The 20,607-nt window shown below is 58.3% G+C and carries 17 protein-coding genes and 1 pseudogene; 10 read left to right on the top strand and 8 right to left on the bottom strand.

What is annotated here, in order from left to right; translation table 11 throughout:
- Position 1 precedes the first annotated feature (1 nt).
- Positions 2 to 679 (top strand): class I SAM-dependent methyltransferase, encoded by a 678-nt coding sequence (locus NKH42_RS23125; protein ID WP_352507958.1) that lies wholly within the window; start codon positions 2 to 4, stop codon positions 677 to 679.
- 273 nt (positions 680 to 952) lie between these two features.
- Here the strand turns inward: NKH42_RS23125 and NKH42_RS23120 are convergent, their stop codons facing one another.
- The 6 genes from NKH42_RS23120 to NKH42_RS23095 all read right to left on the bottom strand — a co-directional run bounded on the left by NKH42_RS23120 (position 953) and on the right by NKH42_RS23095 (position 8,989).
- Positions 953 to 2,341 carry a class I SAM-dependent methyltransferase gene (locus NKH42_RS23120; RefSeq protein WP_352507957.1) on the bottom strand — a complete coding sequence of 463 codons (1,389 nt, stop codon included), beginning with the start codon at positions 2,339 to 2,341 and terminating at the stop codon, positions 953 to 955.
- A gap of 31 nt (positions 2,342 to 2,372) precedes the next feature.
- Positions 2,373 to 3,902: a lipopolysaccharide biosynthesis protein gene (locus NKH42_RS23115; RefSeq protein WP_352507956.1), complete on the bottom strand. Its 1,530-nt coding sequence runs from the start codon at positions 3,900 to 3,902 to the stop codon at positions 2,373 to 2,375.
- Complete coding sequence (locus tag NKH42_RS23110; protein ID WP_352755209.1) at positions 3,838 to 5,037, bottom strand: glycosyltransferase; 1,200 nt, start codon at positions 5,035 to 5,037, stop codon at positions 3,838 to 3,840. Before NKH42_RS23110 ends, NKH42_RS23115 begins: the two co-directional genes overlap by 65 nt.
- 118 nt (positions 5,038 to 5,155) lie before the next feature.
- Entirely contained in the window at positions 5,156 to 6,298 is a 1,143-nt protein-coding gene (locus NKH42_RS23105) for a hypothetical protein (RefSeq protein WP_352691504.1), read from the bottom strand.
- A 91-nt stretch (positions 6,299 to 6,389) separates the two neighbouring features.
- Entirely contained in the window at positions 6,390 to 7,607 is a 1,218-nt protein-coding gene (locus NKH42_RS23100; protein ID WP_352507953.1) for a glycosyltransferase, read from the bottom strand.
- Positions 7,608 to 7,816: 209 nt separating this feature from the next.
- Positions 7,817 to 8,989, bottom strand: a complete 1,173-nt coding sequence (locus tag NKH42_RS23095) for a glycosyltransferase (RefSeq protein ID WP_352508009.1) — start codon at positions 8,987 to 8,989, stop codon at positions 7,817 to 7,819.
- Between NKH42_RS23095 and NKH42_RS23090 the strand changes: the two genes are divergently transcribed.
- The 6 genes from NKH42_RS23090 to NKH42_RS23065 all read left to right on the top strand — a co-directional run bounded on the left by NKH42_RS23090 (position 8,909) and on the right by NKH42_RS23065 (position 16,581).
- Positions 8,909 to 9,169, top strand: a complete 261-nt coding sequence (locus tag NKH42_RS23090; RefSeq protein ID WP_352508012.1) for a hypothetical protein — start codon at positions 8,909 to 8,911, stop codon at positions 9,167 to 9,169. The two genes, NKH42_RS23095 and NKH42_RS23090, sit on opposite strands and share 81 nt — an antisense overlap.
- Positions 9,170 to 9,625: 456 nt before the next feature.
- The gene (locus NKH42_RS23085; RefSeq protein ID WP_352974464.1) at positions 9,626 to 12,199 is read left to right on the top strand and encodes an SGNH/GDSL hydrolase family protein; all 2,574 of its coding nucleotides are present in this window, start codon (positions 9,626 to 9,628) and stop codon (positions 12,197 to 12,199) included.
- Positions 12,196 to 12,456, top strand: coding sequence for an acyl carrier protein (locus tag NKH42_RS23080; RefSeq protein WP_029356091.1), 261 nt, complete (start codon positions 12,196 to 12,198; stop codon positions 12,454 to 12,456). The genes NKH42_RS23085 and NKH42_RS23080 overlap by 4 nt, the downstream gene beginning before the upstream one ends.
- A gap of 8 nt (positions 12,457 to 12,464) precedes the next feature.
- Complete coding sequence (locus NKH42_RS23075) at positions 12,465 to 14,027, top strand: amino acid adenylation domain-containing protein (RefSeq protein ID WP_352974461.1); 1,563 nt, start codon at positions 12,465 to 12,467, stop codon at positions 14,025 to 14,027.
- Positions 14,027 to 15,175: an acyl-CoA dehydrogenase family protein gene (locus tag NKH42_RS23070; RefSeq protein WP_352507950.1), complete on the top strand. Its 1,149-nt coding sequence runs from the start codon at positions 14,027 to 14,029 to the stop codon at positions 15,173 to 15,175. The genes NKH42_RS23075 and NKH42_RS23070 overlap by 1 nt, the downstream gene beginning before the upstream one ends.
- A gap of 692 nt (positions 15,176 to 15,867) precedes the next feature.
- Positions 15,868 to 16,581 (top strand): glycosyltransferase family 4 protein, encoded by a 714-nt coding sequence (locus NKH42_RS23065; protein WP_352755201.1) that lies wholly within the window; start codon positions 15,868 to 15,870, stop codon positions 16,579 to 16,581.
- A gap of 279 nt (positions 16,582 to 16,860) precedes the next feature.
- On the opposite strand, the gene NKH42_RS23060 is transcribed toward NKH42_RS23065, so the two are convergent.
- Positions 16,861 to 17,148 carry a hypothetical protein gene (locus NKH42_RS23060; RefSeq protein ID WP_352507948.1) on the bottom strand — a complete coding sequence of 96 codons (288 nt, stop codon included), beginning with the start codon at positions 17,146 to 17,148 and terminating at the stop codon, positions 16,861 to 16,863.
- Positions 17,149 to 17,256: 108 nt separating this feature from the next.
- On the opposite strand from NKH42_RS23060, the gene NKH42_RS23055 reads away from it, so the two are divergent.
- From NKH42_RS23055 to NKH42_RS23045, 3 genes and pseudogenes are all read left to right on the top strand, one after another.
- A complete protein-coding gene (locus NKH42_RS23055; RefSeq protein ID WP_352755199.1) occupies positions 17,257 to 17,934 on the top strand; it encodes a transposase in 678 nt (225 codons plus the stop codon).
- Positions 17,935 to 18,227: 293 nt separating this feature from the next.
- Positions 18,228 to 19,563 (top strand): annotated as a pseudogene (locus NKH42_RS23050) (IS1380 family transposase).
- 181 nt (positions 19,564 to 19,744) lie between these two features.
- Positions 19,745 to 19,912 carry a hypothetical protein gene (locus NKH42_RS23045; RefSeq protein WP_352507946.1) on the top strand — a complete coding sequence of 56 codons (168 nt, stop codon included), beginning with the start codon at positions 19,745 to 19,747 and terminating at the stop codon, positions 19,910 to 19,912.
- 25 nt (positions 19,913 to 19,937) lie between these two features.
- On the opposite strand, the gene NKH42_RS23040 is transcribed toward NKH42_RS23045, so the two are convergent.
- A complete protein-coding gene (locus tag NKH42_RS23040; protein ID WP_352974477.1) occupies positions 19,938 to 20,585 on the bottom strand; it encodes an acyltransferase family protein in 648 nt (215 codons plus the stop codon).
- Positions 20,586 to 20,607: the final 22 nt, after the last annotated feature.

The raw sequence follows: 20,607 nt of genomic DNA, 5'->3' as shown, positions 1-20,607 counted from the left end.
AATGACCGACGAAGAATTTCGCGCTTGGGTTCAAGCCGAAGAGTGGTACCAGACCATCGAGCTCTCCAACGGGCTCACCACTCGCGGAAGCGTGGACTCGCGCGCACGCATCGCATTGCTCGAGAAGCACTTAGACGTGCGGGGCAAGCGCGTCATCGACATCGGTTGCAACTCAGGCGCGTACTGCTTCTGGGCGAAGAAGCGCGGTGCGCGCGAGGTGGTGGGAGTCGATATTCTCGAGAAGCGTATCGTGCAGGCGCGGACTCTCGCGCAACACGAGAAGGCCGACATCTCGTTCCAGACGCGCGGCATCGCCGAGCTCGGCGACCTCGGACCGTTCGACGTCGTCATGTGCTTCGCTGTCCTAACGGAGATTCCGGATCTCCTCGGTGCGCTGAGCGCGCTGAAGAAGGCAATCGGCGGGGTCGGCTTGCTCGAGCTGAGCCTCGCCAAGCCGCTCGCGTACCTCTCGCATTCGAAGAACTTTGTTCGTGGCTACAACGGCATCTCGAGGCGCAAGGCCGTGCTCGAATTGCGCGAGAACAAGCACGGCTGGATGCTCGATCCGAGCCTGGAGGTCGTCGAAATTGTGCTCGGCTCCGATTTTTCGGTGACCGATCTCGGGCCCAGCGTTCGGTACCAGATGCTGAAGATCGACCGAATCCGCTCGCCGCTATAGCCGTACCTCATTCGACTCCCCGGCCGTAACCATCGGTCGAGCAATCCGCATCTATAAGGGTCCCGAACGTTGTGAACCAACGTTAAAACGGGCCGTAAGGAAAGCCCATTGGCTGGTCGTCCTCACCCCATTCACCAGGGCCGGCATCCCGCCGAGCCACCAGCCCGCTCTGGATTAGATTACAATCTTCGTTCTTTCGGTGAGGAGAACCATCAAGCGGGATCCATCGCGAGCAAGCAAACACGATGGATCCGGCCCCAGAGTGTTCAATCCTTAATCAAGCAGTGCTCGGTTCCAGGGATCGTAGTTGATTATGTTGGCGCTCGGGGCGACAGCATTGACGTATCCACTCCACCTATCATACCACCTGTCGAGCCAACGAGGCGCACCGTAATCTCGAGACAATCGCCTCGCTTGCATCAAGCGAGAAGCCGCCTTCCCGGCTTCATGGCGTCCGCGGAAGCCGGGCAGAATGCTGAGCGCGGCCCCGACGAGAGCCGGACCTCGTTCCAAAACCCTGCGACCCATGGCATGAGTGAGGCTTCTCCGGGAGTTTTTGGCCGGCTTTTCACGCTCGAGGATCTCTGCCTGCACAAGCTGCTTTATCAACCGATCCTTACTTGGCCGCAGCGTGATCACGGTAAGCGACTCCGCACAGGTGATCAGATCGAGAGCTTGGTCCCCCCGGTAGGCGCCAAGTCCGGTAGTCTTCGGGCGTAGAATGTCGTAGTGCAGCACCAACCCATCGAGAACCGGTTCTTCCAGAGCCAGTTCGTCCCGGCGCACAAGACGATTTGCTGTAACCTGCGGCCACCGCTCAACGCCTTTCGGGAGGAGGGCGGTGACATTGTCAGGGAGCCCGCCCGCTGACAAATGATCCAGGAAGGTACTCTTTCCGGACGAGGTTGGTCCAGCCACAATGAGCAGGTGCCGGATACGACGGCGCGTCGCCTTTATTATTGTGCGATCCTTGAAGGCCGAGCGGTACGTTTGCACTTCGCAGAATACGCCAAAGTGGTTTGTCAGGATCTGTGTGACAGCCTCGGGCGAAAAAAAGTACTTTTGCTTCGCAGTTATCTCGTTTGTGACCGCATGTCCTTCTGACACATAAATCACTGGCCGGCCCTTAAGAGCCCATCCCACTGCAGGCGTGATGTTAAGCTTGCGCGCATCGTGCCCGCCAAAGCCAGCAACTTCGACGATTAACGAGTGGCGCGTAATCTGCACCAACTTACGGAGACTGCCGATCGGATCGGCCAGATGATGCAGTACATTGAGGCACAGAACGATATCGAAGGGATCCGCATCCGAAATTCGCTCAATGTCAGCCTGCAGATATTCGGGTGCATAGCCCTTGATATCCGCGATTATTTTTGCCTGTCGGATCCGCTCTGGATCGATATCCAGGCCGCGCACATGTCCAGCTCCCCGCTCGCAGGCGATCAAGCTGAAGTAGCCAAGATAGCACCCGACATCAAGAACGCTTTTACCGGCCAAGTCCTGTCCAAACGCAATATCACACAAGTCCAGCCGCGAAGCCCCTGGTGTACGCCGTCCAAAGGGCAGGTCAATCGCTTGGTAACCAAGTTCTTCGGTGCACAAGAACTGATCAATTGCCCCCTCGGTCCATTCCATTCGTTGGGAGCTTGGTGTCGCGTTCATAGTCGATCCTCCTTCGAGCGCAGCGCAGCGTCTATTTCAGCTTCCTGGGTGTTATGCTTTGCAGGACTTCCCGCCCATATTTCCCGAAGAGGAGTGAGGCTCTCAGATAGAGAGTGACAACGGACAATGTACCTACAACGAGAAGCCCGGTCGCGAGCACAAGATACTCGGGCGATCCGGCAAGCAGCATTTTGACCGCGGAGCCAGTGGCGAAGACCACAGCGGCGAATGCGACAGGCGGTACATGGACGAGTACGAAATCCAGAGCTGATAATCCTGTCATCCGACAACTGACCGCCGCATAAAGGATAAAACTCGTCACAATGGCGCCGGACACTGCAAACGCCACCGCGTTCACGCCGTAGGGCGCCGAGAAGAATGCGAATGAAGCGACAAGGGCCATGTAAGTGATTTGCATGGAGGCCATTCGGTAACTGCGGCCTGTCGCAAGCATCACGGCTGCGCATACTTTGTAACCGACACGGAAATAAATTACTGCAGAGAATGCGACAACAGGAGCGACGGCGTCGATCCATTTCTGACCGAGGACTGTCAGGACCAGCTCGTTCGCAAAACAGCATAAAAACGCGCTAGTCGGTAGGGCAAGCGCCGCCGTCAACGCATAACCCTTGAGCTGAGCGGTGCGGAGCCTCGCCTTATCATGATGAACCTTCGATAGGAGCGGGAAAACCACACTCTTGTTCAGATTGCCGAACAGATTTGCCGGCATCGCGATCAGATAAAACGCGCGCGAGTAAATGCCAAGCTCTCCGGTACCGATCAAGCGCGCGACAATAACATTGTCGATATATTTGGCGGTGAAGCTCGATATACCGGCCAGCGAATAGCCCAGGCTCTGGCTGCGGATATCGCGGTAGGACTGCATGTCGAAACGAGGACTCACGAGATAGTCCCTGGCAATGAAGAGGTAGATGCTGGCCAAGATGAGCGCCTCGGCCATGTACGCGACCACCAAGGCCCAATAGCTCAGTCCGAAATAGGCAAGCGGAATGGCTAGGCCGACGTGGGAAGCAATCCAAGCGACCAGCCTCGCTATGGAGGATATTTTGAATCTCAGGTGTCGCGACAAAATGGCCTCGGCGGTCAGATTGAACGCGTTCGCGACCATCATCACCGCAAGGATGCGCGAAACGAGGACCAATTCCGACACATGAAGGAAATCGGCGATCTGACCTGCAAGCAGCCACTGAAGCACAGCAAGGCAGGTGGCGATCAGCAGAGACAGGAATGAGATGGTTCCCATATGGCGCCTATCGAGATCCTTCCGCTGGACCACGACTTGCGACATGCCGAGATTGGCGATTGTGTTGCCGAAGGCCCCCACGATAAGCGCGGCGCCAACGACACCATATTCCTGAGGAGAAAGCAGGCGAGCAAGGACAGCCGTGACAAAGATGTTCAATATGGTCTGGGCCAGCAATGTGGCACCAGACCACGAGAGGCCCCTGGCCGCGCTCCGTGTCAGCTCCCTATGTTCAGTTGTTTGATCCAAATCGACTTGCTCCAGACTGTCCAGTTGGCCTGCGGCGTTTCCGTGCATGCAAACGCGATCCAATATCGTGGGCTATTTTTCTCGCCCACGCCTCGCGGGTGAATTCGCGCTGCATTCGCCGTCTCGCATTCTCGCCAAGCCGCGTCCGCAACTCGGTATTGTCGCGCAATTGGGTCAGCGCCCGAGTCCAGTCCGTAACATCATCCGGGGAGCAAAGAAGTGCGGTTTCGCCACCGGTGAATATTTCTCGCAAAACCGGAAGATCGCTGCTGAGGATGGCTTTTCCATGCGCCATGTATTCGAATGCCTTCAGTGGCGACATCCAGTCGGCCAGGTTCGTAGCATTATTGCCGACGCCTCGTACAACCCGCTGATAGGGCGCGAGCGCCACGTCGAAAGCCGCAAGGAAGGACGGGATCCGGGCATGCGGCACATATCCGTGAAAGATGATATTTCTCGCTGATTCTGCCCGAGCCCGCCACTGGTCGATGTCATCCTGTGCCCCACCGACGATATGAAAGGTAGCCCAAGGGCAGGCTTGCGCAAGAGGAAGTATGACTTCCATTCCTTTTCCTGGATAGAGTTGCCCCGCATATCCAACATTGAAATCCCCGCAGAGCGGAATCGCGCCTTGCGCCGGCTCAGTAACGAGATCGCCGCCGAGCGGCGTGGACAGGATACGACCTGACAGCTCGGGCCACCGGCTTTCAAGGTGTTTCCTCAACGCTTCGCTGATGACGACGAGCGAAAGAAGGTTTTTCGACTTCGCCAGCATGTTGAAGCGCTTGATGACAGCTTGGCGCTCGGCTTCAACCGGGCTGTGCAACTCCAGCACCGTTGGCATGCCCGCTGCAGCCGTAACCCTGGCAATGGAGATCGACCGTGTGATCACGGCATCGCGCGCCGTCAGCCATGCGAGCAACGACACGGCACCGCCAAAGACAAGCTGTTGGGCTGGAATATGGTCGAATGGTATGCACCACAAACCAACACGCCGCTCTGGATTGTAGGCCTTCCTGATTTCGCTCCACTTGTTCGTGCCGGGTCGATCAAGGGGAATTGCAAGAACGGTTCTGCAGCCGATTGCTTGAAACGCGCTGCATGCCTTCACGACCTGCACGGTATTTGCCGCCTGGCCCGGAATAGGCACGGGATGCGCATAGACAAGCTTCAAATTACTCATTGCTTAGGCCCCAAATCACCGTTGCCGTCCTGCTGTCATCGCTTCATTAACCTAAGTCTTTATGCCGACGGACAGGCACCCCCCCAGCTAAGCATCGCGACATAAAGGCAGCACTGGTTCACTGAAACCGGCTTGCCGCCTCCAGCAGCAATCGGCGTATTCCGCTGGCGCGCGCAAAATCGAGAGGCCATGAGAGAAATGGCAGCCGCCTGCGCGCCAACGACGCCGCCCGTATGAGAAGGCGTTCCAGACGGAAGCCGACCTGGCGTTGAACGGCGTCGTAGTGGAAGTCGATCTCTCGCTTCTTTTCGAGCGAAAGTCCCGGATAAGGATGCCAGAACGCCCTAGCCGCTTCGAGGTTGAAGCTCGGAAAGAGCGGCAGATTGAATTCCGTTCGTAGGCGCTCCATGGAGGGTTCCAGCTTCGAAAGGAGCGCGGCTCTGTCATCGGGCGAGAGATATTCGTGATTGTTGTTGGGGCTTGTTATTCTCTTGTCTACCAATGCAAATATCCCACGCTCCAATTTGCGCTCGGAATAACGAATATGTTGCTTTCTAAGCCGCATATATTCCAGGACATCTCGGCTTAGCCTCTCATTGGCACGAAGATTCGGCCGAGTGAAAGACGAGATATCCTCAATATTGAGAACATGTCTCACAAAATCGTCGATCAGATTGGGCAGGGCCGCTTCGTAAGCGCGTACCGAGCAGGCGCTGCTCCCAAAGACATCGCGCCAAATGGATAGGTAAAGATGATAGTCCAGCATGTCATCAATCATGTGGAGAAAGTCGCCAATATCGCTGGTAAGCAGAGCCACCTTCTTTACATTTTGATTGTACAGAGATTCAAGATAATGATCTGGCCTTCGTACGTAGCATAGTATGTGGCATTCTACTTCGGTCGGAATGGCGGCGCGCAGGCGCTCGATGAGACTGCGCTCTTTTGCAAGGGCCTCCGCGCTCGTTTTCTCAGCTTTAAAGCGCGTCAGGTACCGCACCATAGCATAAAAATTCTCGGAGCTTGCGATGATTGTGGTAGCTCCGTTTCGCTCTGCCTTTCTCAAATTCTCAAGAATGAACTGTCGGAATTTCTCTTGTCCATCTATCAAAAGTGCATTGGCAATGCTGTTGATATCAAACTCATGGGCTGGCGAGGCGTAGCATATGCCAGAGTCGTTCAGCCTTTTCCTGTTTGCGGAAAGGAAATGCTGTAGCGCCGTGGTTCCCGTTTTATGCGTGCCGATATGAAGGATGAGCCTCATATTATCTTTTACCCGCAGGTTCGAGAAAAAACGAAGCAAGCAATGCGGACATAAGCCGTGAGAGTCCGCCACAATATCTCGCAAGCAAGCTTCAGCGGGCGCATCGCAAAGCTTTCTGCATAAGCGTGGCGATGAGACTCATTTGCCGTGTTGCGACGCTTTCCATGCTGAATCGCGCAGCGACAGTTTGTACTGCGCGGCGCGCCATCTCATCACGTTCGGCTTCCGATAGGTTGAGCGCGCGAAGAAACAGTCCGCAATACTCCGCATGCGAGCGAGCCAAAAAGCCGCTGCGCTCGTGCTCTACAATGTCGGATGCACCGCTGACATCGGTGATAATCGGGACCACCCCGCAGCTCATGGCCTCGAGCAGGGCGTTTGACATGCCTTCCGACGCCGAGGTGGAAAGATAGAAATCAGCCCGCCACAGAAAGGGAAAGACATCTTCGACCGCGCCGGCGAATGTGACCCTGCCGGAAAGGCCCAACCGGGCAGCCTGTTCCTCGAGAGTGACACGGCACTGACCATCGCCCAGGATGGTGAGTTGCGCCTTTGCGTCGGCGGGAAGTGCCGCGAACGCATCGATCATGTGCTCGAGGCATTTTTCCGGATCGAGACGGCCAAGGCAGATAAAGCGTCGGCTGCCATCGGCGCTCGGCTCGCGGCGCGACTTGCGGGGCAGATCGATCCCATTCGGAATCATATGAATGCGATCCGCGCCGATGCCATGTCTCTTCAGATCACCAGCGATTTGGCGGCTATTGGCGATGAAGGCCGTGACGTGACGTTTAATCAAGGCGGACGCCCAGCGACCAATGATTTTCTTTTCGCGTACAACGTCGAGATCGAAACACCGTCCGCCCCGGCCCAATTTTGCGAGAACCGGTTTGCGCAGGAGGGCTCCTGCCAATGCCGCCGGAACAGCGTGAAGTCGGGCATGGATGATATGTACGACATCGAATTCGTCGCGACGGCGCAGCATCCAGATTACAACCTGGACACACCACGACAAGAACGACAGCATATGCCGCCCGCCTAAATTCGGCGCCGCGCGCAAACGAAGGCGCTGGATAGGCACCCCGTCGATGACGGACCGTTTCGGCGTCGAGTGCGACAATCTGGGTGCCATAATGGTTGCGGAAACGCCCCTTTCAACCAGCACCCGAGCAAATCGGCGCGTCTGTTGTTCGGCACCGCCATATGACTCAGGAAAATAGGTTGGGAGCACGAGCAGAATACGTATGCTCGGAAGAGCTTCGGCTTGGGGGGGCTTCATCGGATGAGCAGAGACAATTTCTGTTACAATCATATCAATCCGCCGGATAGCGTTCCTGGAGCCACTGGCGGCCACCCCCCGTCCCATGTGCAAGAGAAGATGACTTTGTTGGCATCTCACCACCTTTCAGCGCATCGATCCTCTTATCGTCCAGATCGACGCACCCGAAATCGGTAAAGCATGCATCGCTAACCAATCCGACAACCTGCCCGATCACTGTCAAACGCATAGGTCACACCCGTTCATCGCGGAAGCGTCACATTTCGGACAGGAGGCCTTGTTGACACTCCCCTGCTTGCCCGATGCTGGTCAAGAGCCTCGCGGTAAATGGCATCGATGCGCTTGCCCATCAGCTTGACGTCCCAGTTCGAAAGATCCGTCGCCGCGGCCCCTTGGGCGAGGCAAGCCAGTCTTTCACGATCCTCCAGGACGGCGGCAATGGCGTCGGCCATGGCTGCCAAATCGTCCGCGGGTGTAATCACACCGTTGATACCAGGGCGGAGCACTTCGCGAAGACCTGGCAGATCGCAAGCGACGCATGGCTTGCCGCCGGCGAGATATTGCATGACCACGCGGGGCAATCCCTCCCGCATGGAACAGAGCAGGCAGAGATCCGCGAGCGCGATCAGCCGCTCGGGGTCGTCCCGATAACCCGTAAAGACCACTTGGCGCTCGAGCCCAAGCCACTTGGCGCGCGATTCGACGATCGAGTGAAGCGGCCCGTCGCCCGCGAGCACAAGCACCGCGTCGGGTAAGCGGACGGCGACTTTCTTGAAAACGTCCAGAAATTCCGCGTGTCGCTTGCGTGGCTCGAATGCCGCGATCATCAAGAGCACAGGCGGGCGCGGCGCGCCCGGCGTCAAGCGCAACAAATCGCGCCAATCGTCGGGCGGACCGGCGTTGTGAAAACGATCGAGATCGAATCCGGAACGGACGACATAATGGTTGTCTGGATGTCCGACTCCTGCGCTCAAGCACAAGTCACGGATGCCCTCGCTCACGCTGATGAACGCACTGGTGACTGGCGCTGCCAGCTTTTCCAAGGCGAGATACACAAACCGCTCGGCGACGCCGACATTGATAAAAGGCACGATATGCACGCCATGAACGATCGCTGGAACTCCCGCCGCCCATGCGGCGAGACGCCCGAGAATGCCTGCCTTGCTGGTGTGCGTATGCACGATGTCGGCATTCAAGGTGCGGAATCTCCGGGTGAGCGCCAACAATGCCTTCACGTCGGAGACAGGCGAAATGGATCGGGTCAAGCCCGGGACGCCAATGAGTTCCACCCGCGGGTCCACTTTAGCTACAATTTCCGGGTGGACGGCCTCGCCATGCAGCAGGACAACATCATGTCCTCCTTGCGCGGCCCAATTGCAGGAATGGACGGTATTCTCATCAGCACCGCCGTTGATGAGACGGGTGATGACATGAGCGATACGCAGTCGATGCCCCTGGTCAATCTTGCCTTCCGCAGCCTGTGCTCTCATATCGCCGCACCGATCGCGCCGAATCCATCCGGTGGCTGCGTTCCCAAGCCGAGCCGCACTTTCGGTCTCATGCGTCCCGATATCGGTGCTACTGCATTGGGGTGACATGCCACACCTCGGTGGGTGCCGTATGGAGACGAACCCCGAATCCTGGGATTACCCCTTGTCCTTTTGGGTCGTGGCACGTGCCGTCCATAGGAGGGTTATCCCAACGGCTTCCAGTCGGTCAGATCAGATTTAGCTTGTTGGATTTAAACGTCTCAGATCAGATTTAGCTTGTTGGATTTAAACGTCTCAGAGACGTGTCGCTGTTACCCCGGGCACAGCGGAGCGATTATTCTGTGATATGTTACGTGCTAATACTTTTGCGTTTGCGCGGAATCGGACTGGGTCCAAAGGACTAGTCATGGCAACGCTTTAAGGGACCTGGGCGCCTTAGCCTATCAAGGGGACAGAAGCCATGGCAGAGGGCGGTTCACCAGCAGATTGCGGATCTTACTCGTGCCCCAAAGCGACTTCTTGTCGATGTCCTCCGCTGCCAGCCGGTTGAGGCGCGCGAGCGTGCATTCGATCAAGACATTGTCCCTTCCCTGGTCGGCGGATCCTACGGGGACTGAGTCGAGAAGCATCCTGGCTTGGTTCGCCATAGCCGGCGAGCTGGCCCTCTTCATCGCGCTGGTCTATCTCCTTAGGCTCGAGACTACTGCGCTTGTCCGCGTCCTACTCGTTGCCCTCGCCGGCTGGTGCGTGCACTACTTCCTGCCACAGCGTTACCGGCTGCCGTTTTTCGTGCTGCTCTCGTTCGCGGCTATCGCCGCGGTTTTCGCGAACCTTGGGCCCAACTGGCACCACTGGAGATTTGAGGGCCTCATCGATGCCGCCTGGATCGTCGCCATTGGGCTCGTACTGATCGGAATTGTCCACCTACCGATCGCTTTTGGATGGAGAGTGCTGGCGTTGGTTGGCGCCGGCTGCGGGCTCGCCGCCGCACGAATGGACTGGATTGTGACCCCGTGGACGCGCGCCGTCTGGCCCGTGCTCGCTTCCATGTTCATGTTCCGTCTCATTGTCTATGCGTACGAAATGCGGCGTGACCAGAGGATGGCGACGGTTTCGGAACGTCTCGCGTATTTTTTCATGTTGCCGAACGTGTGCTTCCCGCTCTTTCCGGTCGTAGATTTTAGAACTTTCCGCAGCAGCTACTACAATGCTGACCGGCATTATATCTATCAAACAGGTGTTCAGTGGATGTTTCGCGGCGCTATCCATTTAATATGCTACCGTATCGTGTACCAGCGGTTTGTGATCGATGCTGCGGACGTACACAACCAGATTGAGCTTTTGCAATTTATCATATGGCCATTTTTACTTTATCTGAAGGTTTCAGGAACTTTTCACATAATCACCGGGATTTTGCATTTATTTGGATTCAACCTTCCAGAAACCCACAATCTGTACTTTCTTTCCTCAAGTTTCACAGATTTCTGGCGTCGAATAAATATATACTGGAAGGACTTCATAATGAAAATTGTATACTATCCGTTGTATTTTCGTTTTCGACGCTGGGGAGAGAGCGTAGCGCTGGTCAGCGCGACCCTCCTCGCGTTCCTCGCGACTTGGCTGCTGCACAACTATCAGTGGTTCTGGTTACGTGGCACCTGGGTATTCACCTGGAACGACTTCCTCTTCTGGATGATCCTGGCCGTGCTTGTGACGATCAACGCCCACTATGAAATGCGGCACGGTCGCACGCGGCGCCTGCGTGGCGGGGCACTAAGCTGGAACGGTGCGCTGCAAACTGCGGGCCGGACCATCGGCGTTTTCATCCTCATCTCGCTCCTTTGGTCGTTTTGGAGCGCGAGCTCGGTCCCGCAATGGTTCTCGGTCTTCGACACCGTGGGCGTGGAAGGCCCTGGCAACACGACGCCTGCCCTCGTGCTGGTCACGGTGGCAGCTATCATTGGCATTCCTGCCCTTGCGCTCGCGCGTGGCGCCGCCGACCGCCAGTACAGTTTCCGGCGGTCGGTTGCGTCGGTCGGTGTCAGCGGATTGATCGCGGTTTGCATCGCGCTCCCCGGGGTTCGCGATCGCCTCGGCGAGACGGTCAGTACCGCAATGGCCGACATTAGAATGCCGAACCTAAATACCCGCGATAGTGCGAACCTGGAGCGCGGCTACTACGAGAACCTCGTCAATGTCGGCGCATTTAACCCAGAACTGTGGATTGTTTATGGCCAACAAGGGAACGTATGGGACAGTTTAAGCGAGACGGAGCTGATTGAGTTCACGGGAGCGCTTCCCACGACCTATCTGCGTCCACTCTCCCAAGCGGACTTTAAGGGAACGCAGGTCCATATCAACCGCTGGGGTATGCGAGATCAAGACTACGAAAAGATTCCTTCTCCCGGCACCCTACGAATCGCAATCGTCGGCGCTTCGCACGTCTTCGGCGCGGGCGTCGCGGATGGGGAGATTTTCGAGGGCTTGTTGGAGCGGCGGCTGAATGAGCAGGCGGCCGACAGCGGGTATCGACACTACGAGGTGCTGAACTTTGCCGTCGGGGGTTATTCTTCTCTGGACATGCTCGCCATAATCGAGGATCGGGTGCTCGCATTCAAACCAAAGTTCATCTTTTACTTCGAGCACAGCGCGCTTGTTCCACGAATGCTAGAGAATCTCGTGCAAGCAATCCAGAATGGCTCCGCATATCGCTACGACTTCGTGCGCGACATTGTACGCGAGAGCGGGATAGATCACAGGGCTGACTCCGAGGTGCTTAAAAGAAAGCTCACGCCCTACGGGGAGAGACTTCTGCATGCGATCTATTCTCGAATGATGGAAACAGCGAAGCGAGAAGGTGTCGAGGTCTTTTGGATCTATCTGCCCAGACCCAACGAGAAGATCAGTCCCGAGCTGGAGAGGCGCCTCGCTGCCGGGGCTGGATTCAACGTTCTCGATCTTTCCGGTGTGTATGACGGGTATGACTGGCGGACCCTTGTTGTGGCACCTTGGGATGATCACCCAAACGCCGCCGGCCATCGGCTCATCGCCGACAAGCTTTACGAGGTGCTGCGGCAACACCAGGATCTCATTCCCCTGAACCTTGCGGTTGCTCCACAAGAGGAGGAACAATGAACGCGATCCAGATCAGGACGATGGCCAAGGATTTCATATTGAAGGAATTTCTGCCCGGTGAAAGGCCGGAGAATCTGACGGATTCAACGGAGCTGATAACTGACGGCATTCTCGACTCGTTGGCGACGCTTAAGCTCGTTGCCTACCTGGAAAAATCCTGCGGTATCGAAATCGCCCCTGACGAACTCGTGCCGGAGAACCTGAACTCGATCGCCCAAATTGCCAATTTCGTCCAGTCGAAGCAGGCGTCCACATAGAGCTCGCCATGACGGTCGCTGCCTTACACGAGTATCTGGAACAGAGCGCGAGGCGGTATCCCCAGACATGCGCCGCTGTCGAGGCGAGCTCTGGGCGGCAGATCACCTACGGCGAGCTCGACGCGCTGTCGGACCAAGTCCGCGACCATCTGCGTCGGATCGGCGTCCGGCCGGCGGACCGCGTCGGCATTTGCCTTCCAAAATCGATCGCCTCGCTCGCTGTTCTGTTCGGCATCTTAAAGGTGGGCGCGGCCTATGTGCCTGTCGACTCTCTGGCACCGCCTGCGCGTAACGCGTTCATATTTAACGACTGCGGCGTGCGCGCGATTTTCGTGGAGGCGTCCCGAGCCGAAACTTTGCGCTGTGAGTTGGCGCGCTTGGCTGCGGAACCTTGTCTCTTACCGCTCGACTGGTCCGACGGTCCCTCGCCGCTCGCGACGTACCTGGCTCGCGTAGAGGCCGGCGGCTTGGCGGTGGAGGACGAATCGGCGCGGCCGGGGCCGGACAACCTCGCTTACGTGCTTTACACTTCGGGCTCGACCGGCCAGCCGAAGGGCGTGATGCTGACGCATCGTAATGGCTCGAGCTACGTGGACTGGTGTTCCGATATCCTCGCCCCTGACGAGAACGACCGCTTCTCCTCTCATGCGCCTTTCCACTTCGACCTATCTATTCTCGACATCTTCGTACCGCTGAAGCACGGCGCGACCGTATTCCTCATCGGTGAGGAGCTCGGCAAGAATCCGACCCGGATGGCGTCGGTTATCGCCGAGCGGCGGTTGACCGTCTGGTATTCCACGCCCTCCGTACTCACGCTTCTGGTCGAGCACGGCAGCCTTGATGCTCGCGACGACCACGCTCTTCGGTGCATTCTATTTGCCGGCGAGGTTTTTCCGGTCAAGCATCTGCACAGGCTAAAGGCTGTGGTCCCACGCGCGCGCTACCTGAATCTCTATGGCCCAACCGAAACCAACGTCTGTACCTACTACGAAATCCCGCAGACGATCGCCGAAGACCGCTCGGCACCGTTTCCGATCGGGCGCGCCTGCTCGCATGTTAAGGCACGCGTGATCGATGCGAATGGTCGCAACGTGCCGCGAGGCCAGGAAGGCGAGCTCGCAATCAGCGGTGCTCCCGTGATGCTGGGCTATTGGAACATGCCTGAGCGAACAAGCGCCGCTTTTCATGTCGATTCAAGCGGTCGCTGGTACCGTACCGGCGATGTAGTGATCGAAGGCGATGGCGGAGTCTACACCTTCCGCGGTCGACGCGACCGGATGGTGAAGAGACGGGGATATCGGATCGAACTCGGCGAGATCGAGACTGCGCTCTATCGCCATCCAGCGATCTCCGAGGTGGCGGCGATCGCTCGCTCGGAGGAGTCGGGCGTCTCCATAAAGGTGTTCTATGCCTCGCGCGACGGCCATGCGCTGTCGCTCATCGAGTTGAAGCGGTTCTGCGCCCACAACTTGCCGGCCTACATGGCCCCGGACTGGTTCTCGCATCAGCAGTTACTTCCCAAGACATCGACAGATAAAATCGACTACCAGCATCTGATGAGGATGGAGTAGTGGATTTCGCGCTGAACGAGGAGCAGCGTATCCTGCGTGGCCAGATCCTTCGCTTCGCGCAAGATAAGCTCAATAAGGATGTCAGGCAGCGCGACCGAGACCAGGTATTCCAGCGCGAGTTGTGGGGGGCTTGCGCGCAGATGGGCCTGACCGGCCTGCCAGTCCCCCAGGCCTACGGGGGACCCGGTCTCGATTCCCTGTCCACGGCCATTGCAATCGATGCGCTTGGCTATGGCTGCGAGGATTCCGGCTTGGTCTTCTCGATCTGCGCCCACCTTCTGGCCTGCGTGGTGCCGATTTGGAAGTTCGGCACTGAAGAGCAGAAGAATCGATATCTTCCGGGGCTCTGTGATGGCACTTTGATAGCAGCCAATGCGATGAGCGAACCGGAGTCGGGCTCCGATGCATTTGCGATGCAAACCCGGGCGGAGCCTCATGGCGACGGCTTTCTAATCAACGGCACGAAGACCTTCGTGAGCAACGGGCCGGTGGCAGATGTTGCCGTCGTCTTTGCTGTCACTGACCGCGCCAAGGGGTATTTCGGCGGCATCACGAGCTTCCTCGTGGACCGCGCGCTGTCCGGCTATCTGGTCGCGCAAAAGTTCGAAAAAATGGGACTGCGGACGTCTCCGATCGGGGAGCTTGTCTTCGAGGACGTATTTGTTTCGAAGGACGCTGTTCTCGGTGGAGTGGGCGGCGGCTCCAGGCTGTTCGCTCATAGCATGGACTGGGAGCGGGCGTGCCTATTCGCCAGTCATGTGGGCACCATGGAGCGGCTTCTGGAAAAGGCAGTCGCCTATACGCGCACCCGACGTCAGTCCGGCCAGGCCATCTCCAAGCACCAGGCGGTCGCCCATAAGATTGCCGACATGAAGATGCAGGTGGAGGCGGCCCGATTGCTCGTCTACAAGGCGGCGTGGGGCCTTGAGCGCTCCCAGTCCGTATCACTCGACGCCGCCGTTTCGAAGCTCTTTGTGAGCGAATCGCTAGTTCGCACCACGCTCGATGTCGTCCAGGTCTTCGGCGGCTATGGTTTCTTGAGCGAATTCGACGTCGAACGTGCCGTGCGTGATGCCATCGGCAGCAAACTCTATTCCGGAACTTCTGAGATACAGCGCAACATTATTGCTGGCTGGCTGGGGCTTTGATGACGCTGTGGTCAGAACCTGTCCGTGAAGGGCGGCGTGTGCTGTCGCTGGGCCTGCCCCCAGTTCGCGAAAAAGGGCGCTCGATTTTGGTGAGGCAACCGGAGAGTGGTACTATCACAACTCACGGTGCCACCACGGCGGAGGGCGCTTTTGTCGTTCGACTTGGGTGCGTCTGCCCGGGCCGCGGTCTCCGAATTTGCGGCTCAGAGGCGAAGAACCAGACCAGCCGCGACGCGTGAAAGATAGGCTTTGTGGATGCGGCTTCTCTAATACATTCTGCGCACGTCCCGGCGCCGGCCGCCAATGCGGTACAAGTCGCAAAGATGTGCCATGCATTTCGGGTTGCCGGAGCGGAGGTCCTACTATTGCTTCCACGCGCCTCCATGAATACACGGGATCATTATAAGAAGATCGCGCGCGAATACGGATTCGGTACCGAGTTCCCATTCCGCGTTCTCCCCGTACCCTTTTGGCCTGTGCCCGGCCGGGAGCTTTTTTTGCTGTGTTGGCGCTTCTTGCAGCGGTCTGGCTGCGGCCGCATGTCGTCTTTACACGCTCGGCTACTGTAGCGCTTGTTTCTGCCGGACTTTTCGGGTTTCACGACCGTTTTTGAGCTTCACGACCCGATTGGCAGTTTGAGCAGACGTCAGCGTCAGCGCCTTGCCAAACTGATAGGCCTAGAGGCATTCCGTATGCTGGTCGTCACGTCGCAACGTCTGCGGGACGACAGCATCTGCCTCTTTCCCCAATATGCGGCAAAATTTTTCATCGCGCCCAATGGCGCGGATCTTGTTCTGCCGAATGTCGAGCCATGCAGCCTCAGCGGCACGTTCAAGGTTGGTTATGTCGGACATCTGTATAAGGGAAAAGTCATGGAGATAATAAGCGCTATTGCGCCTCGATGCGGCTGGGCGACATTTCACATCGTCGGGGGAACACCAGGCGATATAGAGTATTGGACATCGAAGCTGGCCAAATGCCCGAACACAGTGTTTCACGGCTACGTTCCTCACGCCGCGACATGTGCCTACTTGGCCGAAATGGACGTTGTACTCGCGCCCTATCTTAGAGATGTAGAGGGCCAGGGCGGCGGTCGAAATATCGCTGAGGGAATGTCGCCGCTCAAGCTCTTCGAATATATGGCGCATGGCAAACCCATAGTGTCCTCCGACCTGTCAGTTATCCGAGAAGTTTTGAGGGATAGCGTCAACAGCGTTCTGGTGTCGCCAGACAACCCGTCCGACTGGGTCAAAGCTCTTCAGCGCCTGCGCGAAAACAAGGCGCTTCGGGATGAGATCGGTCAGCAGGCGAAGGCAGACTTTCTGGCCAGGTATAGCCGCATCGCACGCGCAACCAACATCCTAAAGGAAATCGAGAACCGGATGTCGTCGAGCCGAAGCTTATAGGCTGCACAGTTTTTCTTATTGAAGGCGGCCGCGCCGTCAGCAGGTTATCCTAATCCACTTCCCGCGCCAGAAGAAATCATGCGCTCATAAAGATCCGGCGACTGAACCGGCGCGACCCCGAATTTTGGGGCTCTATATACTCACTGGCGCGGGAGCGCTCGAGCATCAAAATCAAAACTATCGGTTCAATCCCGGACGATGGATTGCCTATCCATGCCGCTTCTGAGCCTTAGCTCGACTTTGCCCAAAATTGGGGTCAGGCGTTGCGGCTTTTCGCGTTCAGGCCCAGTTCCAGAAGAGAGGCTCGCGCGCGACGAATTCGAGGGCTTTGTCGAGGGGCAGGATGATGCCGCCGAACGGCCCGACATCATCCCAGCGCTCCCGATAGGACCAGTACAGGACGCGCATGCGACCGCCTTGGTCGACGGGCTTGAGACGTGCGATAGGGGCGCCCGTTTCCTCGAGCAAGAGCGTGTAACCGCCTTTGCGGCGCTCGACGACCACGCCGCCGCCCCGGCTTTCGTTGAAGCGTTCGATGCGAGCGATGATGTCGTCCTGGCCTGGCATGGCGCGACCATATAGTGCGGTGCCTCGCCCGTCGCAGGGGTGGGGGTGAATCGAAATGCCGCACCCGACGGTGTTGCGCGCTGTCGGCTGACGGATTCGACAAGGCGGATGACATCTTCACACATCACCGCCGCCGGCGACCGCGCTCCGGATATTCTGCGAACATGGCTGCAGCCCTTCCGCCGCTTCTTCACGGCTCCTGTCTGGGAGCATGTTCTAATCTTGCTGATGGGCGCGTTGCTGGCGCCTGGCAAACGGACCGTGACGGCGGCGCTACGCATCACCGGCCGCCGGGAGGCCTCGAACTTCACCTGCTACCATCAGGTTCTGAACCGCGCGCGCTGGAGCGGGCGCGCCATTGCTCGTCGGCTTCTGTGGCTGATTGTCGACCGTCTCGTGCCTGCCGGGCCGGTGGTGATCGGCGTCGACGACACCATTGAGCGACGCTGGGGTGCGAAGATCACCGCCCGTGGCATCTACCGGGATCCCGTCCGCTCCAGCCATGCGCACTTTGTGAAGACCAGCGGCCTACGATGGTTGAGCTTCATGGTGCTGTGCCCCGTCGCCTGGGCTGGCCGCACCAAGGCGCTGCCCTCGACTTCGTGGTCGAGATCATTCGTCGATCCGACGACCAGAAGGGCTTCCATCCGGCAAACTATCCGCAAATGGCGGACTGATCTGACCGGAAACGCTAAGCCCGGCGGGTGCCTGCATATTGGCCTTCTCACCCACTGGGCGAGTACCTCATTCACGTGTTGCAGAACGTTGACGCATTCTGAGCGATAGTAGCATTGCGCTTGGGCTACTGCCCTCGCAAGCCATGATCCTTGTCGCAATGGGCGGCAATCTCATCCGCCGAAACGCTCATCCGTGAATTTCAAAACGGACTCTTAACTCTGTGTCCATGGAACCGGTAGCAGGCCGTAGAGCGGCCTCTCACATTAACTGCGCATTCTAGCCTTCTTATGCACGACGGAGCGTTTGAGAGGTTGGCGGATGTAGCCTAAGCGATTGATTTGGCGTAGGGATTCGGTTGTCTAAGCCAGCCCTGCCACCACGTCTCGCGAGCCACACCCGCCATGACCGACGATACGTTGCTGCCGCTCTCATTTCCAGCCGTTGGGCGCAAGAAGATCACAGCTGCGTTTGACGGCGGACGCATCACCTCGGATGGTGGCGTCATGCTTTTGGCCGCGGCCGAGCGACGCCTGCAACTGGCCGACAGGTTGGCCGCTGCGATCCACGATCCGCGCGACCCACAGCGGGTGACACACGCCATGGCCGACATTCTGCGCGCCCGCATCTTTGCGATCGCATGCGGCTACGAGGATGCCAACGATCTCGACCGACTGCGCACCGACCCGGCCTTCAAGCTCGCCTGCGGGCGGCTGCCCGACAGCGGGATTGATTTGTGCTCGCAGCCGACCTGCTCGCGCCTGGAGAACCTGCCAGACCTGCGCACCCTCATCCGGCTCGGCTGGGTGCTGGTCGATCTGTGGCTGTCGAGCTATGCCGCGCCGCCCAAAAGCGTGACGCTCGACATCGACGACACGGTTGATGTCGTTCACGGCCATCAGCAGCTCTCGCTCTTCAACGCCCATTACGACGAGCGCTGCTTCCTGCCGATCCACATCTATGACGCCGCGACCGGACGTCCGGTCGCCATGATCCTGCGTCCTGGCAAGACCCCGACGGGCAAGGAGATCCGCGGGCATCTGCGCCGGCTTGTCCGGCGCATCCGCGCCCGCTGGCCGGCCACCCGCATCCTGGTCCGCGGCGACGGCCACTATGGCCGGGCGGAGGTCATGGCCTGGTGCGAGAACAATGCGCTCGACTACCTCTTCGGATTGCCCGGCAACACGGTTCTCCAGCGTCTCGTTGATGAAGCCGCCGACGATATCCGCACCCGCCGCGCGCTCGAGCAAAAGCCGGTGCTGCGCGGCTATGCCGAGACCCGATACAAGGCGAAATCCTGGAAGACGCAACGCCGCGTCTGCGCCCGCATCGAGGCAACCACCCGCGGCCTCGACATCCGCTTCGTCGTCACCAATCTCGACAAAGGCTCTGCCGCGCATGTCTACGACGTGCTCTACTGCGCCCGCGGCCAGGCCGAAAACCTGATCAAGATGCACAAGAGCCAGCTTGCCTCCGACCGCACCAGCTGTCGCTCACCGATTGCCAACCAGGTGCGCCTCGTCCTGCACACCGCCGCATACTGGCTCATGCTCACCCTGCGCGAGGCGGTGCCCACAACCGATCATCTCAGCAACGCCGAGTTCGCCACGCAGGCTCCTCAAGCTCGGCGCCCGCGTCATCGAAACCGTCTCGCGAATCCGCCTGGCCTTCGCCGCCGCCTGTCCCGAGGCCAACCTGTTCCGACAAATCGCTCTCACGCTGCAGCCCGCAGGACCGTGAGCGCCGGGGCATCAAAGCCCCGCCGAACCCGACACCTTGACCCTCCAGCGCGTTCCAAAGTCCAGTCTCAGCTGCGGTGAAAAAGACGCCTCACACCTGCATGACCGAACGGCTCAGCGGCGCTCGAACCACAAGGCTCATGAATAGGACGGGCTAGACGCCGTTGGGAGGGCAGTTCACGGTGAATGGATGGGGGCACACCTCGCTCCAGACAACCAAAGGCTACGCCCACACGCCGAAGCACCTTCAGGACAATCTGAGCGTCTCTGAGGACGCGGAACAGGTCGATGCCGCGCTGCACCTTGGCATGACGCGCGAGACCGACCGCACCGGCACGGCTGTCTTGTAGCATCGCCGGGAAGACTTGACAGGTCCTACCGAGCGCTCGCACCTTTGGGCATTGGAATACCTCTCCTGCCTGACTGGCTGCGGGACAGCTGCTTGAGAGAGCGGGTGAGCGGTGCCTCTACCCACAAATGCAGGCCAACGCTGAAGAGGCAGACAGCGGCAAATGCGGCGAACAAATAAAAAGTGGCTGAGAAAATGGAACCAGCCGGAAGCACTTTTGCCGAAAGAAAGTACACGCCGTGCAGAATCAGCGGATGGATTAGGTAGGTCGCGTAGCTCGCAGACCCCAGCAGGAGAGCGCCTCGATGCGACGCCCGATGGTTTGAACGCTCAAGCATCAACGCTCCGGCGACGATGACCGTCGCTGGTAGGCCAAGCCGCATGAGCCTGATTTCCCCGGTGCGCGTAACCTCGACGCCCAAGTACCAGTCCTGGGCAATCAGCACAGCAATGGCTACCCCAATCGCGAGGACACTCAGTGTTGCTCCGTGGGGCAGGTCGAGTGCCCGTGACTTCAGATATAAGAGCCCCAGCAAACAGCCGAGCGCGAACTCAAGTAGGATGGCATTCGTATAGTACTCGATCACAAAAGATTGTGGCTTGAATACTACGCCCATGAACCAAAACGACAGAAAGGTGTCGGGCGAATTGAGAAACTGACCCCCTGACGAAATGAAGAACTGACCCTCTCGGTTA

The organism is Mesorhizobium sp. M1142, from assembly GCF_040318565.1.
GTDB lineage: Bacteria > Pseudomonadota > Alphaproteobacteria > Rhizobiales > Rhizobiaceae > Mesorhizobium.
Note: the sequence above shows the minus strand (reverse complement) of the source record. Positions and strands in the feature narration are given on the sequence as shown.